13 protein-coding genes are annotated in these 14710 nt (G+C 67.4%); 7 read left to right on the top strand and 6 right to left on the bottom strand.

Annotation, left to right across the window (positions count from 1 at the left end; all coding sequences use genetic code 11):
- Nucleotides 1-57: 57 nt before the first annotated feature.
- Nucleotides 58-1473 carry a glycosyltransferase family 2 protein gene (locus tag ACP7A5_RS06125; protein ID WP_426041075.1) on the bottom strand — a complete coding sequence of 472 codons (1416 nt, stop codon included), beginning with the start codon at nucleotides 1471-1473 and terminating at the stop codon, nucleotides 58-60.
- A 121-nt stretch (nucleotides 1474-1594) separates the two neighbouring features.
- Between ACP7A5_RS06125 and ACP7A5_RS06120 the strand changes: the two genes are divergently transcribed.
- Nucleotides 1595-2239, top strand: coding sequence for a TetR/AcrR family transcriptional regulator (locus tag ACP7A5_RS06120; protein WP_426041074.1), 645 nt, complete (start codon nucleotides 1595-1597; stop codon nucleotides 2237-2239).
- An 88-nt stretch (nucleotides 2240-2327) separates the two neighbouring features.
- On the opposite strand, the gene ACP7A5_RS06115 is transcribed toward ACP7A5_RS06120, so the two are convergent.
- Nucleotides 2328-4379 carry a transglycosylase SLT domain-containing protein gene (locus ACP7A5_RS06115; protein ID WP_426041073.1) on the bottom strand — a complete coding sequence of 684 codons (2052 nt, stop codon included), beginning with the start codon at nucleotides 4377-4379 and terminating at the stop codon, nucleotides 2328-2330.
- A 114-nt stretch (nucleotides 4380-4493) separates the two neighbouring features.
- Here ACP7A5_RS06115 and dapA point away from each other — a divergent pair, with 114 nt between their 5' ends.
- Nucleotides 4494-5375, top strand: a complete 882-nt coding sequence (gene dapA, locus ACP7A5_RS06110) for a 4-hydroxy-tetrahydrodipicolinate synthase (protein ID WP_426041072.1) — start codon at nucleotides 4494-4496, stop codon at nucleotides 5373-5375.
- The gene (gene smpB, locus ACP7A5_RS06105) at nucleotides 5375-5878 is read left to right on the top strand and encodes an SsrA-binding protein SmpB (RefSeq protein ID WP_303695808.1); all 504 of its coding nucleotides are present in this window, start codon (nucleotides 5375-5377) and stop codon (nucleotides 5876-5878) included. Before dapA ends, smpB begins: the two co-directional genes overlap by 1 nt.
- Here the strand turns inward: smpB and ACP7A5_RS06100 are convergent.
- From ACP7A5_RS06100 to ACP7A5_RS06090, 3 genes are all read right to left on the bottom strand, one after another.
- Entirely contained in the window at nucleotides 5875-6096 is a 222-nt protein-coding gene (locus tag ACP7A5_RS06100) for a hypothetical protein (protein WP_426041071.1), read from the bottom strand. The genes smpB and ACP7A5_RS06100 overlap by 4 nt on opposite strands.
- 107 nt (nucleotides 6097-6203) lie before the next feature.
- A complete protein-coding gene (locus ACP7A5_RS06095; RefSeq protein WP_426041070.1) occupies nucleotides 6204-6845 on the bottom strand; it encodes a uracil-DNA glycosylase in 642 nt (213 codons plus the stop codon).
- Nucleotides 6842-7423: an NYN domain-containing protein gene (locus ACP7A5_RS06090; RefSeq protein ID WP_426041069.1), complete on the bottom strand. Its 582-nt coding sequence runs from the start codon at nucleotides 7421-7423 to the stop codon at nucleotides 6842-6844. The genes ACP7A5_RS06095 and ACP7A5_RS06090 overlap by 4 nt, the downstream gene beginning before the upstream one ends.
- Between ACP7A5_RS06090 and folK the strand changes: the two genes are divergently transcribed.
- The 3 genes from folK to ACP7A5_RS06075 all read left to right on the top strand — a co-directional run bounded on the left by folK (nucleotide 7422) and on the right by ACP7A5_RS06075 (nucleotide 10797).
- Nucleotides 7422-7991 (top strand): 2-amino-4-hydroxy-6-hydroxymethyldihydropteridine diphosphokinase, encoded by a 570-nt coding sequence (folK, locus tag ACP7A5_RS06085; protein WP_426041068.1) that lies wholly within the window; start codon nucleotides 7422-7424, stop codon nucleotides 7989-7991. The two genes, ACP7A5_RS06090 and folK, sit on opposite strands and share 2 nt — an antisense overlap.
- Before the next feature lie 164 nt (nucleotides 7992-8155).
- Nucleotides 8156-8515, top strand: a complete 360-nt coding sequence (gene rpoZ, locus ACP7A5_RS06080) for a DNA-directed RNA polymerase subunit omega (protein ID WP_303695799.1) — start codon at nucleotides 8156-8158, stop codon at nucleotides 8513-8515.
- Nucleotides 8516-8610: 95 nt separating this feature from the next.
- The gene (locus ACP7A5_RS06075) at nucleotides 8611-10797 is read left to right on the top strand and encodes a RelA/SpoT family protein (RefSeq protein ID WP_426041067.1); all 2187 of its coding nucleotides are present in this window, start codon (nucleotides 8611-8613) and stop codon (nucleotides 10795-10797) included.
- Between the two features lie 3 nt (nucleotides 10798-10800).
- Here the strand turns inward: ACP7A5_RS06075 and ACP7A5_RS06070 are convergent, their stop codons facing one another.
- Nucleotides 10801-10917 (bottom strand): hypothetical protein, encoded by a 117-nt coding sequence (locus tag ACP7A5_RS06070; protein WP_303695797.1) that lies wholly within the window; start codon nucleotides 10915-10917, stop codon nucleotides 10801-10803.
- A gap of 290 nt (nucleotides 10918-11207) precedes the next feature.
- Here ACP7A5_RS06070 and dnaE point away from each other — a divergent pair, with 290 nt between their 5' ends.
- Nucleotides 11208-14651: a DNA polymerase III subunit alpha gene (gene dnaE, locus ACP7A5_RS06065; RefSeq protein ID WP_426041101.1), complete on the top strand. Its 3444-nt coding sequence runs from the start codon at nucleotides 11208-11210 to the stop codon at nucleotides 14649-14651.
- Nucleotides 14652-14710 lie beyond the last annotated feature (59 nt).

Below are 14710 nucleotides of genomic sequence, written 5' to 3'. Positions count from 1 at the left end.
GGTCGGATCAGGCTCTCAACTTCAAATTGGACCTTGATCAATATCAAGGTCCGGCCGTCAGGCGGCCTCGCGTCCAGCTTCGACCTCGGCCTGGGCGGCGATCTCTATGGCCGGATCGCATCGATGGCGGGTCTTGTCCCAGGCGAAGGGTTGGGCCGCCAGACGCCAGACCGCGTGGCCGAAGGCGAGCGTCAGCAGCGACCAGTAGGCCGGGGCGACGATCATGTCGGCGGCAGTGTAGGGCACGCCCGCCCGTCGCGTGCCGATCTTTCCGTTCAGCCAGGCGGAGGCCATTCCGACGACCAGAACCGCCAGGGCGAACCGGGGCGCCTCCGGCGGCAGGCCTGCAACCGTCGAGATGGCGATCGTGGCGATGAGCCAGGCCAGGGACGGGGCGTGAGCCACGGCGGCCAGGAGCGACAGCCCGAGGGTCATCGTCAGGGAGAGGCAACCGCGCCAGCCCAGCCCGGCCGGTGACCGGGTGTGGACACCCCAGGTCTGCATGAAGCCTTTGAGCCAGCGCGTCCTCTGGGGCAGCCAGTCGATCATTTCGCAGGGCGGTGTCTCATAGGTGGGACGCCGGAGGGTGCCGAGGCGGTAGCCGCTCCGCCACAGCCGAAAGCCGAGATCGGCGTCCTCGGTCACATTGTGGGCGTCCCATCCGCCAACGGCGCGCAGGGCCGGGACGCTGAAATGATTGCTGGTCCCGCCTAGCGGGAACGGCAAACCGAGCCGCGCCAAGGCGGGCAGGGTGACCTCGAACAGGGCGGCATATTCGACCGCGAACTGGCGCTCCAGGAAGCCGCCTTCGGAGCCGGCCTGCGCGCGGATCCGCAGGGGCGCCTGAAGGGTGGCGAGTGGGCCGTTCGCATCGGCGGCGAAGCGGGCGGCGGCCTCGCGCAGCTGACGCGGGTCGGGATCGTCCTCCGCGTCATAGACGGTGAGGAGCGCGCCGGACGCGACCGCGAGCCCGGCGTTCAGGGCGGCCGGCTTGGTGCGCGGGCTGCCAGGCGGGACGACGAGCACATTCAGCCAGGCCGGCAGTGCGCACTGGGCGGCGGCAGCAAGGGTCGCGTGGTCGTGGGCCTCCAGAAGCAGGAATCCTTCCAGCAGCTTGCGGGGATAGTCGATCGCGTCGAGGCGCTCGACCAACTGGGGCAGGATCTCCGCCTCGTCGAGCAGGGCGGCGAGGATGGTGTAGCGAGGCAGATCGGCGGCCGGTTCGGGATCGGGAGCGAGGCGGAGACTCACCAGAATCAGGACGACGCGCCAGGCAGCGGCGGCAAGGAAGACGACCTGGGCCAGCAGAATGAGGAAGGCGCCGGTGACGGGGCCGTTCGTCGCCGTTCCCCATACGAGGGCACCGATGCTGATCACGACGATGATCGACTGGCCGAGGCCGAACGACCGCATGTCCGCGCGGTGGGGATACCCGCGGATCGCGCCTTGCGTGCTGCCCCGGATGCCCGCCATGGTTATTAACCTAGCTTAGGGTTGTGTATCCGGCAAGCCGTTGGCGCGCCTGCGGCAATGGCGCTATGCAAGGTCGAGGCGGGCCCTGTTGGTACGCCGGTTCTCCTTCAAGGAGTTCAGCGTGTCGGCTGAAACCATAATACCCTCAACCGCTTCGTCCCGCTCGACCCGCAAGCCGAAGGGCGAGGGTCACGCGCGCCGCGCTGAGATTCTCGCCGCGGCGGAACGCATCTTCGTCGACGTCGGATACGAGGGCGCGACCATCCGCCGGATCGCCGACGAGGTCGGCCTGTCGTCGACGGCGCTCTACATGCACTTCTCCGAGAAGAGCGAGATCCTGCACGAGATCTGCCGCCTGGCCTTCGCCCGGCTGCAGGCGGCGAACGCGACGGTCATCGCCGAGGGAGGGCCGCCGGAGGTCGTCCTGCGCAAGCTGATGGAGGCCTATGTCGATTTCGGATTCGAGAACCCCAACGCCTATCGCCTGACCTATCTGACCCGCCCGATCGAGGCGCGGGACGGGGCCCAGAGCGCGGCCCAGATGCTGGGCGGCGAACTGTTCCGGGCCTTTGAGTCCATCGTGGAGGAGGCGGCTGCGGCCGGTCGACTGCGGGGCGATGCGCGCGCCTCGGCCCAGACGCTGTGGGCGGGGTCGCACGGGGTCATCTCGCTGATGATCACCAAACCCTATTTCGAGTGGGTCGATCGGAGCCTGCTGACCCGGACCATGCTCGACGCCCTGTTCGCCGGGCTCCTCAAGCCCTGATCCTGCTCCGGATATCAGCGAGAGCCTGATTCACGCTTTCGACAGAAGCACGAAGCGCTTCCGTATTAACCGTTCAGGCTCCAGGCGATCAAGGCTGGTAGGGCTGGGGTCCGCCGGAGCCGCGCGCGATGTCCTCCGAGGTGGTAAGCGGGGCCGAGCCCCCGTTCAGACGGGCCTTGTAGACCGCCATGTTCTCCATCACCCGCATCATATAATTACGCGTCTCGGTGAAGGGCGCACACTCGATGAAGTCGACCGGATCGACCCCGCCGGCCGCCACGCCGCCACGCGGATCGCCGCAACGGGCCACCCATTGCGGAGCCCGTGCGGGCCCGGCGTTGTAGCCCACGGTGGTGAGCAGCATCGAGCCCCGGAACTGGCTCATCAGCTCGCCCAGATGATAGCTGCCCAGGGTCATGTTGTAGTCGGCGTCCCAGAGTCGCTCGGCCGACCAGGACATGCCCAGACGACGGGCGACGCCAGAGGCGGTGGACGGCAGGAACTGCATCATGCCGCGGGCGTCGGCGCCCGATCGGGCGCGCGGGTCGAAGCTGGATTCCTGACGCGTGATGGCCATGGTGAAGGCCAGGGGGGCGGCGCCGGCAACCTCGGGCGGGATGCGGATCGGGTACTGGCGCTCGGGCAGCAGGAACCCGCGCTGGCTGGCCGCGCGACCGACCATCATGGCCCCGAAGCCGTCGCCGTAGCCGCGCGTCATGTCCATCAGGAGAGCCAAGTCGTTGATGCCCGGCAGGGTGTCGTCCAGGTGGTAGGCGAAGACGCGGTAGAGGCTCGTCTCGCCCGTCTCGCCCAGGATGCGGGCGGCGCGAACGACCTCATTGGCTTCGAAGGATGCGACGTCGTTCCGGGTCGGGACGGGCTCGGGGGGCAGGGTCAGGGTGGTCATCCCCGCCTTCTCCGCCGCCAGCTGGCCGTAGAAGGTCTGAATGTGACGCGCACCGCCCTGATAGAGGGCCTGCGCACGGGCCTGGTCGCCCTGGGCTTCCGCCGCGCGACCCAGCCAGTAGAGGGCGCGGCCCTGGGTGATCGGGGTGGAGGACGACTGGCGCAGGGTCTCGAAGTGACCGGCGGCGCGGGCAGGATCGCCCAGCTTGGTCAGGGCGACCCAGCCGGCGAAGAACTCGGCGTCGACCTTGCGTTCGCCCGCCGGGAAGCCGTGACCGGCCATGGCGTCATAGGCCGCGCGCCACTCGCGGCGCTCCAGCGCGTCGAGGAAATAGTTGCGGCGCTCGTTCCACAGGGCGGTCTGGCCGTCGGCATGCAGGGGCGCGGCAGGCAGGGCGGACAGAAGGGCGAAGCCTTCGGTCTGGCGATTGGCGGCTCGCAGGATGCGGACGCGTTCCAGGACGACCGCAGGGTCGACGGCCTGCGACGGCGACAGGCTGGCGACGACGCCGTCGGCCGCATAGGCGCTGCGCAGGGTCATGGCGGCATTGGCGGTGGCGCGGCGCTCCGGCGAGACCAGATCGAGCATGGCGCGGGTCGCCGGGCCATGCGGGCCGGTCAGCAACATGTTCAGTCGGGCGTCATGATCGCGCTGGGTGAGGGTGTTGCCCCAGCGCGTCAGGATGCGGCTCTGGGTCGCCTCGTCGAAGGACTGGGTCTGCCACCATTCCTGGATCAGCAGGCGGGCCTCGCCGGACCGGCCGCGCTGGTCCAGCGCATCGGCCAGGACGATGGCGCCCTGCACCGTCGTCGGACGCGACGCGCTGAAGAAGGCGAGGGCGGCGTCGGCGCCCATGCCGGCGCGTTCCAGCGCCTGTTCGCCGGCAGCGATCCGGGCCTCGGCGCGGGGCCAGGCGCGCATCGACTGAACGTCGTTGGACAGCTCGGTCCAGGACAGTTGCGGGGCGGCGGTGTCGACCAGGGCCCATTCGACCAGCTTGCGGGCGGTCGGGTCGGCAATGCCGGAGATGGCGTTCTGGGTGCCGATGACGTCGCGGGCGCGGGCGGCGGCCAGACCCTGGCGGAACAGGGCGGTGTCGGCGTCGCCGAGGATGCGCGCCTGATAGTCGCCACTCTGTCCGGTGACGTAGGGCGTCGGCTGACGGTTCAGGTCGGCGGTCTGCGGAATCGGCGCGAGAACGGCCAATACGGCCGCGAGGCTGGTCGCGAGCATGATGTGTCCGATCCTCATTCATCCCGGTTGCGGGTTCGAGCCCGGCAACCTACCCTCTTGCGTCTCGTATCAGGCGCCCGTCGCCCATCCCCCACGCAAGGTATTCTTGTTTCAATGACCGCCCCCTTGTTCAAGGGCGTGATCACCGCCCTGATCACACCACTTCGTGACGGAAACGTGGACGAAGCCGCCTTCGAGGCCCTGCTGGAACGCCAGATCGCCGCCGGGGTTCACGGCGTCGTCCCCATGGGCACGACCGGGGAGAGCGCCTCCCTGACATCTGACGAGCATCGTCAGGTGGTCGAGTTGTGCGTGCGGCTGGCTGCGGGTCGGGTCCGGGTCATCGCGGGCTGCGGCTCGACCGCGACCGACAGGGCCATGGGTTACACGCGGCATGCCAAGACCGTCGGCGCCGACGCCGCCCTGATCGTGACGCCTTATTACAACAAGCCTTCGCAGGCGGGCTTGCGGGCCCATTTCGAAGCCATCGCGAACGCGGTCGAACTGCCGCTGGTGCTCTACAACGTGCCCAGCCGGACGGGTGTGGACATGGCCGATACGACCGTGGCGGCGCTTGCGACGCATCCGAACATCGTCGGCATCAAGGACGCGACCGGCGACATGGGGCGGGTGAGCTGGATGCGGGTCAACATCGGCGGATCCTTCGCCCTGATCACCGGCGATGATGCGAGCTTCCCCGGCTATCTGGCCCACGGCGGCGGCGGAATCATCTCCGTGGTGTCGAACGTCGCTCCCGAAGGCATGGTCGCCCTGTGGAACGCCATCCAGGCCGGCGACCGAGCCCTGGCCCTGTCATGGCAGGACCGGCTGAGCGGACTGGCAAGAGCGCTGTTCCTGGACAGTTCGCCGTCACCGGCGAAATACGCCCTGGCCCGGCTGGGGCTTTGCACCGAGGAAATGCGGTTGCCGCTGGTGCCGATGCGCGATGACGTGAAGCCGGCCGTCGATTCGGCCATGACAGCGGCGGGTCTGTGATGGCCACCACCAAGGAAAAGGCGGCCGCGACCGTCAAGGCCCCGATCACCAAGGCCAAGCTGATCGCCGAGAACCGCCGGGCGCGGTTCGACTATTTCCTCGAGGATAATCTCGAGGCCGGGATCATGCTGCTGGGGACGGAGATCAAGGCCCTGCGCATGGGTCGGGCCAATATCGCCGAGAGTTATGCGGCGGTGGAAGGGCGTGAGATCGTGCTGATCAACGCCGACATCCCGCCGTATGCCCAGGCCAACCGGTTCAACCACGAGCCGCGCCGGCCGCGGAAATTGCTGCTGCATCGCAAGCAGATCGACCGGCTGATCGGGGCGGTCCAGAAGGACGGTCAGACCATCATCCCGCTGCGGCTCTATCTGAACGACGACGGCAAGGCGAAGCTTGAGATCGCCCTGGCTAAGGGCAAGAAACTGCACGACAAGCGCGAGGCCTCGGCCGACCGCGACTGGCAGAGGGACAAGGCCCGGCTCATGCGCGACAAGGGCTAGAAGCCCGCGGAGCGGCTCAAGGGGCTGGCCTCGATTACATTCGGGATCGAGGCGACGGCGGCCGGATTGGCGTCGTAGAGGCCGAGCGACGGGCGGATCATCGCTTGCAGAACCTGACCCGACAGCGTCAGAACAATCGCCGCGAGGATCGCGAGCCCCGCGACCTTCCGCTCGCCTGCTGTGAACAGCGGAGGTTTGTTGTTGGTCTGTTTGCGCATCTGAACCTTCCTCTCCACCCCGCAACGGAAGCTGCGCCGCAGTGTTCCGCCCGGTTACGGCGTCAGGAAGACTCGCCGATTCGGTGTGTCCGGCGAACAACAGTCGCCTAAACGGGGGCGGCCTCGATGGCGGCGCGGGCGCGGGCGAAGATGGCCTCGAACATCTCGGGCGTCAGACGACCGGTGTTCGTGTTGAGCCGGGAGCAGTGATAGCTGTTGATCAGGGTGTAGGGGCCGACCTTTGCCTCGACGCCGTGACCGGCGGCCATGGCGGAGGCCGGGACGCCGAGCGCCTTCAGCACGCTCTTGCGCGACACGTCGCCCAGGGTGACGATGACTTTCAGCCGGGGCAGGGCGGTCAGACGGTCGATCAGGAAAGGGCGGCAGGTCTTTTCCTCGATCGGCAGGGGCTTGTTCAGCGGCGGGGCGCAGCGGACGGCGTTGGTAATCATGCAATCGAACAGTTGCAGGCCGTCGTCGGGGCGCGCGTCGTAGACGCCGGTCGCGAAGCCCGTCTTCGTCAGGGTCTGGTAGAGGATCCAGCCCGCGCCGTCCCCGGTGAAGGGGCGGCCGGTCCGGTTGGCGCCGGTGCGTCCGGGGGCGAGGCCCGCGACCAGAAGCCGGGCGTTCGGATCGCCGAACGAGGGCGCGGGGCCGTTGAACCAGTCGGGGTTCTGGCGCCGGTTCTCCTCACGATAGGCGACGAGGCGGGGGCAGAGTGGGCAATCGCGGGGCGGTTCCGGGGTCATGCGCGGTCGTCCCGGTCGAAGGTGCGCACCGTCGGCGTGGTCGCTGGCGTGCGGGGGCGGCCGTAGTCCTGGAGCAGGTCGACCAGTTCGACGAAGTCATCAGCCTGACGCCGCAGTTCGTCGGCGATCATCGGCGGCTGGCTCTTCAGGGTCGAGACGACGGTGACGCGGACGCCCTTCGACTGTACCGCCTGGACCAGCCGGCGGAAGTCGCCGTCGCCGGAGAAGAGGATGGCGTGGTCGATGCGCGGGGCCAGCTCCAGCATGTCCACGGCGATCTCGATGTCCATATTGCCCTTGGTGCGGGTATGGCCCTGAGCGTCGGTGAATCGCTTCACCGGCTTGGTCACCAACGAGAAGCCGTTGTAGCCCAGCCAGTCGATCAGGGGCCGGATCGGAGAGAACTCTTCGCCCTCGGTCACCGCCGTGTAATAATAGGCGCGAACCAGGACGGCTTTCTCCCGGAACGCATCGACCATCCTCTTGAAGTCGATGTCCGCGTTCAGGGCCTTGGTCGCCGAATACAGATTGGCCCCGTCGATAAACAGCGCCAGACGGTCGGTCGGATAGAGTCTCATGGCAATCGCGTCCCCGGAATCGGTCACAGCCCCTCAGGCGGTCAGCGTCAATATCGACGTCGACCTGGATCTGGACGCCGCCGTCATCGTCGCGCTGGGCTGCAATGACAAGGGGGTCTGGCCCTCGTGCCGCGAGGCGCTGGAAGCGGCGCTGCACCGGTTTCGCTTCGAAGGGATCGATGTGATCGCCAGTTCGAGCTGGTGGACGTCGCAGGCCTGGCCCGACCCGAGCGACCCGCCCTTCGTGAACGGTGTCGTCATCGTGCGCACGGACCATGATCCCCACGCCCTGATGGCGGCCCTGGGCCGGATCGAGGAGGCGTTCGGACGACGGCGCACGGCCGCCAATGCGCCGCGCACCCTGGACCTGGACCTGATCGCCTATGGCCGGGAGAAGGGGGACTGCAACGGACTGATCCTGCCGCATCCGAGAGCGGCCGATCGGCTGTTCGTGATGGGGCCGCTGGCGGAGATCGCACCGGGGTGGGTTCATCCGGAGACCACCGCCGTCGCCTCTGCGATGGCCGCCGTCGCGACGGTCGGACGCGACGCCTGTCCCTTGCGCTGACCGGATCAGCATGGGCTCATCGGTCATCGCCTGTCCGACGGGCCGGCGATTCCTCTGAACAAGCCGGCGCCGCAAAACCGCCGCCCTGGGAGTGCAGATGTGGCGTTGCACAAAGGCATGCCTATCTGTATGCAACGCGGTTCTCCCCCCGCCCGAGGTAATTCATGGCTCGCGTCACTGTCGAAGACTGCATCGAGAAGGTGCCGAACCGGTTCGGCCTGGTCCTGCTGGCGGGTAACCGCGCCCGCGCGATCGCCAACGGCGCCGCCCTGACGCTCGATCGCGACAACGACAAGAACCCCGTCGTCGCCCTGCGCGAAATCGCCGACGACACAGTCGTTCCGGCCGAACTGCTTGAGACCGTCATCGTCGCCCTGCAACGCGTCGACGAGCGCACGGAAGCCGAGGACGAGGCGGAAATCGTCGGTCTGCTGGCCGAGCCGCAACATATGAACATGGCCGAGGCCGAGCTGATCCGCGCGCTGCAGAGCGACCGGGACGGCGGCCAGGAGGAACGCTACTGACGGCGGAACCCGCCAACGGTATCACCATCCTCCCGGCGCGGTCCGGTACGACCCCGCCGCCAAAGATCATTGCCAATGACACCGCTTCGCCGTCTGTGGAAACGCAGGCGGCGAAACGCATTCCGGTCCTGCGCCAGTTCGAACTGATCGAGGCGGTCAAGGCCTATGACCCCACCGCCGACGAGGCCCTGCTGAACCGGGCCTATGTCTATGCGATGAAGATGCACGGCTCGCAGCTGCGGGCCTCGGGCGACCCCTATTTCGCCCATCCGATCCAGGTCGCGGGCATCCTGACCGACTACAAGCTCGACACCGCCACCATCGTCACCGCCCTGCTGCATGACGTGGTCGAGGACACCTCGGCGACGCGCGACGACATCGCCGCCATGTTCGGCGAGGAGGTGGCGGGGCTGGTCGAGGGGGTGACCAAGCTGAGCCGGCTGGAACTTCAGGCCGAGCATACCCGCCAGGCCGAGAACCTGCGCAAATTCATCCTCGCCATCTCCAAGGATGTGCGTGTCCTGCTGGTGAAGCTGGCGGACCGTCTGCACAACATGCGGACGCTCAAATACGTCAAGCCGGAGAAACGTGAGCGGATTTCCAGAGAGACGCTGGAAGTCTATGCGCCGCTGGGCCGCTCGATCGGCATCCACTCGATCGCGTCCGAGCTTGAAGAGCTGGCGTTCGAGCATCTGAACCCCACGGCCAGGACCGCCATCGAGCGGCGCCTGGAGGCGCTGAAGCTCGAACACGGCCACGCCACCGAAGGTGTCGCCGCCGAGATCCAGCAGGTGCTCAGCGAGGCGGGCATCGCGGCGCGCGTCTATGGTCGCCAGAAGACGCCTTATTCGATCTGGCGGAAACTTCAGCGCAAGTCGGTGGGCTTTTCGTCCCTGTCGGACATCTACGGCTTCCGCGTCCTGGTCGCGTTCGAGGACGACTGTTACCGCGCCCTGGGCGTCATCCACCGCGCCTGGCCGATGGTGCCGGAGCGGTTCAAGGACTTCATCTCCACGCCCAAGTCGAACAACTACCGCTCCCTGCACACGACTGTCGTCGGTCCGGGCGGGCTGCGCATCGAGATGCAGATCCGCACCGAGGCCATGGACCGGGTCGCCGAGGACGGGGTCGCGGCGCACTGGGCCTACAAGAACCACTCCTACGGCTTTGACCCCGAGGCGATGGAGAAGGACGGCGGGCGCGACCCGCTGCAGAACCTGCGGCACCTTGTGCAGGTCATCGAGCACGGGGAGGGGGCCGAGGACTGGGTCGAGCACGCCAAGCTTGAGATGTACCTGGATCAGGTCTTCGTCTTCACGCCCAAGGGCGCCCTGATCACCCTGCCGCGCGGCGGGATGGCGCTGGACTTCGCCTATGCGGTCCACACCGAGGTCGGGGACACGGCCGTTGGGGTCAAGATCAACGGCGAGCTGAAGCCCATGCGTACGGCGCTACAGAACGGCGACGTGGTCGAAATCATCCGCGGCAAGAAGCGCGAGGCGCCCGCCGACTGGCGCAGCCTGACCGTGACTGGACGCGCGCGGTCTGCGATCCGTCGCCATATCCGTTCGTCGGAGCGGGACGAATTCTACAAGCTGGGCAAGACGACGCTGGAGCAGGCGTTGACGCGCGCGGGCAAGTCGCTGGCCGATGTGTCGCTGAAGGTCGTGGTCGAGACCTTGGCTACGGGGACGCAGGAAGACCTGTTCGACGCCATCGGCCGGGGACGGATCCAGGCCAACCGGGTCGTCGAGATCCTGTTCCCGTCGCTGAAGGGGACGCTGACGACGGGCGCGGATCGCAAGAAGATCGGCGACGCCCACGCACGGCTGTTCGTGCGCGGCGGAGGTCTGACGCCGGGCATCAGCATCCATTTCGGCCCCTGTTGCACCCCGGTGCCGGGCGACCGGATCGTCGGCATCCTCGAGCCCGAAAAGGGGCTGACCGTCCACGTCATCGACTGCCAGAAGCTGGCCGAGTTCGCCGACGACGACAGCGTCTGGCAGGACCTGCAGTGGACGCCGCAGGCCGAACAGGGGGTGGTCGGCACCGCCCGGCTGCGCGCCACGATCCAGAACGCGCCGGGCGTGCTCGGTCAGGTCGCGACCGTGATCGGCGAGGCCGGCGGCAACATCCTGAACCTGAAGATGGCCCACCGGCAGTCCGACTTCTTCGACGTCGATCTGGACGTCGAGGTCGCCGACGCCAAACACGCCACGAGCATTATCGCCGCTCTGAGGGCCAACCCCAGCGTGGATACGGTCGAACGCTCGCGCGGCTGACGGCTACTTCTTGCCGGGAGGCTGGGTGAAGGGCGAGGTTCCGACCGACACCGCCGGCTTGGGCTTCTCGGCCTTGGGTTTGCGGACTTCCTTGTTCGACTTCACTTGACCCTTGGCCATGACCGATACTCCTGACGCGCGCCGCCGGGAGGGCGGATGACTGTCCTCCTCCAACGCGAGATTTTCCACAATAGCCGCCGCCCAAGCTTCACGCCCTGTTGACGAGAACAAACAGCCAACATAGAACAATACCAGAACGATACATCTGGGGATAAGGCGATGACAAGAGTGGTTCGGGAAGCGCTGTCGCTTGCATCGTGCGGCGGCTTTGTCTGGATGGTCTGGCAGGTCGCCCTGTTGGCGAGATGAGTCGCCTCCGGCCTGCGCTCGAGGTTCAGGCCATCACCGATATGCCCCCAGAGACCGGTTTCGTCCATCTGAGGGTGCGCTCGGCCTACTCACTGCTGGAAGGCGCGATCAAGGCGGGCAAGGTCGGCAGGCTGGCGGCGGATATCGGCATGCCGGCGGTGGCCGTGGTGGACCGGGTCAATCTGTTCGGGGCGCTGGAGTTCTCCGAGGCTTCGAAGAGCGTTGGTGTTCAACCATTGATCGCCTGTGCGCTCCCGGTCACCGGCATCGGCGGAAAGCGCGGCGAGCGCTGGGCCAAGGTCCCGACCGTGGTCCTGATCTGCCAGAGCGAGATCGGCTGGCGAAACCTGTGCGCCCTGTCGTCCTCGGCCTATCTCGATGCGGGCGACGAGGAGCCGCACGTGCCCTGGGCCAGGGTCGTCGCCCATTCGGAAGGGCTGATCCTGCTGTCCGGCGGCCCCGACGGTCCCGTCGACCCGCTGTTCGTGCAGAACAGGCCGGGCGAGGCCGCCACGACCCTGGCCGCCATGGCCGGGGTGTTCGGCGACCGCTTCTATGTGGAGCTGCAGCGGCACGGCCTGCGGGACGAGGCCGCCGCGGAGCGCGGTCTGGTCGAATGGGCTTATGGCAACGACGTCCCCCTGACGGCCACCAACGACGTCCACTACGCCAAACAGAACCAGGCGAAGTCGCACGACGCCCTGCTGTGTATCGCTGACGGCGCCTTCACCGGCCAGGAAGACCGGCGCCGGATCACCGACCAGCATTTCTTCAAGACGGCGGCGGAGATGCGGACCCTGTTCGCCGACCTGCCCGAGGCCTGCGACACCACGATCGAGATCGCGCGCCGCTGCGCCTTCCTGGTCAAGACCCACCCGCCGATCCTGCCGCGCTTCGACGCCGGCGACGGGCGCACCGAGCCTGACGAACTGATGCACCAGGCCCGCGAGGGTCTGAAGGCGCGGCTGAAGCTGGTCACGCCGTCGGCGCCCGAGGCCGACTACTGGACGCGGCTGGAGTGGGAGGTCGGGATCATCACCCAGATGGGCTTCCCCGGCTATTTCCTGATCGTGGCGGACTTCATCAAATGGGCCAAGTCGCACGGGATTCCGGTCGGGCCGGGGCGGGGATCCGGGGCCGGGTCGCTGGTCGCCTGGGCCCTGACCATCACCGATCTGGACCCCTTGCGGTTCGGTCTGCTGTTCGAGCGGTTCCTGAACCCCGAACGGGTCTCCATGCCCGACTTCGACATCGACTTCTGCCAGGAGCGGCGGGAGGAGGTGATCACCTATGTCCAGGAGCGCTACGGCAAGGACAGGGTCGCCCAGATCATCACCTTCGGTACGCTGCAGGCCCGGGCCGTGCTGCGCGATGTCGGCCGTGTGCTGCAGATGCCGCTGGGCCAGGTCGACCGGCTCTGCAAGATGGTGCCGAACAACCCGGCCAATCCGACGACCCTGGCGCAGGCCATCGAGATCGAGCCGCGCCTGAAGGAGGCCCGCGACGCCGAGCCGGCGGTGGCCAACCTGCTGGCGACGGCGCTGGAGCTCGAGGGGCTTTACCGCAACGCCTCGACCCACGCCGCCGGCATTGTCATCGGCGACCGGCCGCTGGTCGAGCTGACGCCCCTGTATCAGGACCCCCGCTCGGACATTCCGGCCACCCAGTTCAACATGAAATGGGTCGAGCCGGCCGGTCTGGTGAAGTTCGACTTCCTCGGCCTGAAGACCCTGACCGTGCTGGACCGGGCGCACGGCTATCTGAGCCGCAGGGGCGCCGCGCAGGACTTCAACCTGCTGCCTCTGGATGACGGCAAGACCTATGAGCTGATGGCCTCGGGCCAGACGGTCGGGGTGTTCCAGCTGGAATCCCAGGGCATGCGCGACACCCTGCGCAAGATGCGCTGCGGCTCCATCGAGGAGATCACGGCCCTGATCTCGCTGTACCGGCCGGGGCCGATGGAGATGATCGACACCTATATCGACCGCAAGTTCGGGCGACAGGACGTCGACTACCTGCATCCGTCTCTGCAGGAGACGCTGTCGGAGACCTACGGCGTCATCATCTACCAGGAACAGGTGATGAAGATCGCCCAGATCCTGGCCGGCTATTCTCTGGGCGAGGCCGACCTTCTTCGACGCGCCATGGGCAAGAAGAAGAAGGAGGAGATGGACATCCAGAAGGCGCGCTTCATCGCGGGCGCCTCCGAGAAGTCCGTGCCGGAACAGCAGTCTGACACCATCTTCGAACTGGTGGCCAAGTTCGCTGGCTACGGCTTCAACAAGTCGCATGCCGCCGCCTATGCGCTGATCAGCTACCAGACGGGCTGGCTGAAGGCGAACCACCCGGTCGAGTTCTTCGCCGCCTCGATGTCGCTCGACCTGTCGAACACCGACAAGCTGGCGGTCTTTTATCAGGACGCGCGCAAGTTCGAGGTGCCGGTGCGGGCGCCCGACGTGAACGCCTCCTCGGCCGACTTCGACGTCAGCTGGGATGAGGGCAAGGGCGCGGTCCTTTATGCGCTCGGCGCCATCCGCAACGTGGGCCTGGAGGCGATGAAACATGTCGTCGAGGTGCGCGAGACCGGCGGGCGGTTCGCCGACATCTTCGACTTCCTGGAGCGGGTCGATCCGCGCGCGGTCAACAAGCGGGCGCTGGAAGGCCTGGCCAAGGCCGGCGCGTTCGATTCGATCCACCCGAACCGACGCCAGCTGTTCGAACAGGCCGACACCCTGATGGCCTATTGCCAGAGCGTGGCGGCCGACCGGACCTCGTCACAGGTGTCGCTGTTCGGCGCCGACCAGGCCGGGGCGTCGCGCCCCCGGCTGAAGAGCCTGGAGCCCTGGGTCGGGCCCGAACGGCTGGATCAGGAACTGTCGGCGGTCGGCTTCTACCTGTCCGGCCACCCGCTGGAGGACATGGAGGGCGCGCTGCGACGCAAGCGCGTGACCTTCGTCGCCGAGGCGGTGCAGCGCGCGGAGCAGGGCCACGACGCCTTTCTGATGGCCGGCGTTGTGCGCCGCCGGCAGGAAAGGGCCAGCCAGAAATCCGGCGAGAAGTTCGCCTTCGTCACCTTCTCGGACCCGACCGGCGAGTTCGAATGTCTGTTCCCGCCGGAACAGTTGAGGAAATGCCGTGAACTGCTGGAGGTGGGCGCCGCCCTGATGCTGCGGGTCCGGGCCAAGTCGTCGGACGGCGAGGTGCGATTCTTTGGCGACGACTGTTCCAGGCTGGAGACGCTGGTGGACGACGCGTCGGTGGGACTGCGGGTCCACGTCTCGGCGCGCTCCACCGATCCGGCGGCGATCCAGGTCCGGCTGGCGCGGGCCCTGGCGCAAGGAAAGGGCGGCGAGGTCACCCTGATCGCCTCCCTGGACGGCCGACGCGAGGTGGAGGTGCGGTTGCCGGGCCGCTATCGGCTGGACGGGGCGCTGCGGGGGGCGCTGAAGTCGGCGCCGGGGGTGCTGATGCTAGAGGATGCCTGAGGTCGGCCCGGATATCTTGCCAGTGAATTCCTCACGCCTGCAAGCAAGTATGATCGATC

This window comes from Brevundimonas sp. TWP2-3-4b1 (assembly GCF_049897665.1).
GTDB classification, from domain to species: Bacteria; Pseudomonadota; Alphaproteobacteria; order Caulobacterales; family Caulobacteraceae; genus Brevundimonas; species Brevundimonas subvibrioides_B.
This window is presented reverse-complemented; position numbering and strand designations above follow the sequence as displayed.

Bases quoted from the DNA above. Each gene is read 5' to 3' on its own strand.
- ACP7A5_RS06125 (WP_426041075.1), bottom strand. From the start codon at position 1,473: ATGGCGGGCATCCGGGGCAGCACGCAAGGCGCGATCCGCGGGTATCCC.
- ACP7A5_RS06115 (WP_426041073.1), bottom strand. From the start codon at position 4,379: ATGCTCGCGACCAGCCTCGCGGCCGTATTGGCCGTTCTCGCGCCGATT.
- dapA (WP_426041072.1), top strand. From the start codon at position 4,494: ATGACCGCCCCCTTGTTCAAGGGCGTGATCACCGCCCTGATCACACCA.
- smpB (WP_303695808.1), top strand. From the start codon at position 5,375: ATGGCCACCACCAAGGAAAAGGCGGCCGCGACCGTCAAGGCCCCGATC.
- ACP7A5_RS06100 (WP_426041071.1), bottom strand. From the start codon at position 6,096: ATGCGCAAACAGACCAACAACAAACCTCCGCTGTTCACAGCAGGCGAG.
- ACP7A5_RS06095 (WP_426041070.1), bottom strand. From the start codon at position 6,845: ATGACCCCGGAACCGCCCCGCGATTGCCCACTCTGCCCCCGCCTCGTC.
- folK (WP_426041068.1), top strand. From the start codon at position 7,422: ATGGCAATCGCGTCCCCGGAATCGGTCACAGCCCCTCAGGCGGTCAGC.
- ACP7A5_RS06090 (WP_426041069.1), bottom strand. From the start codon at position 7,423: ATGAGACTCTATCCGACCGACCGTCTGGCGCTGTTTATCGACGGGGCC.
- rpoZ (WP_303695799.1), top strand. From the start codon at position 8,156: ATGGCTCGCGTCACTGTCGAAGACTGCATCGAGAAGGTGCCGAACCGG.
- ACP7A5_RS06070 (WP_303695797.1), bottom strand. From the start codon at position 10,917: ATGGCCAAGGGTCAAGTGAAGTCGAACAAGGAAGTCCGCAAACCCAAG.
- dnaE (WP_426041101.1), top strand. From the start codon at position 11,208: ATGCCCCCAGAGACCGGTTTCGTCCATCTGAGGGTGCGCTCGGCCTAC.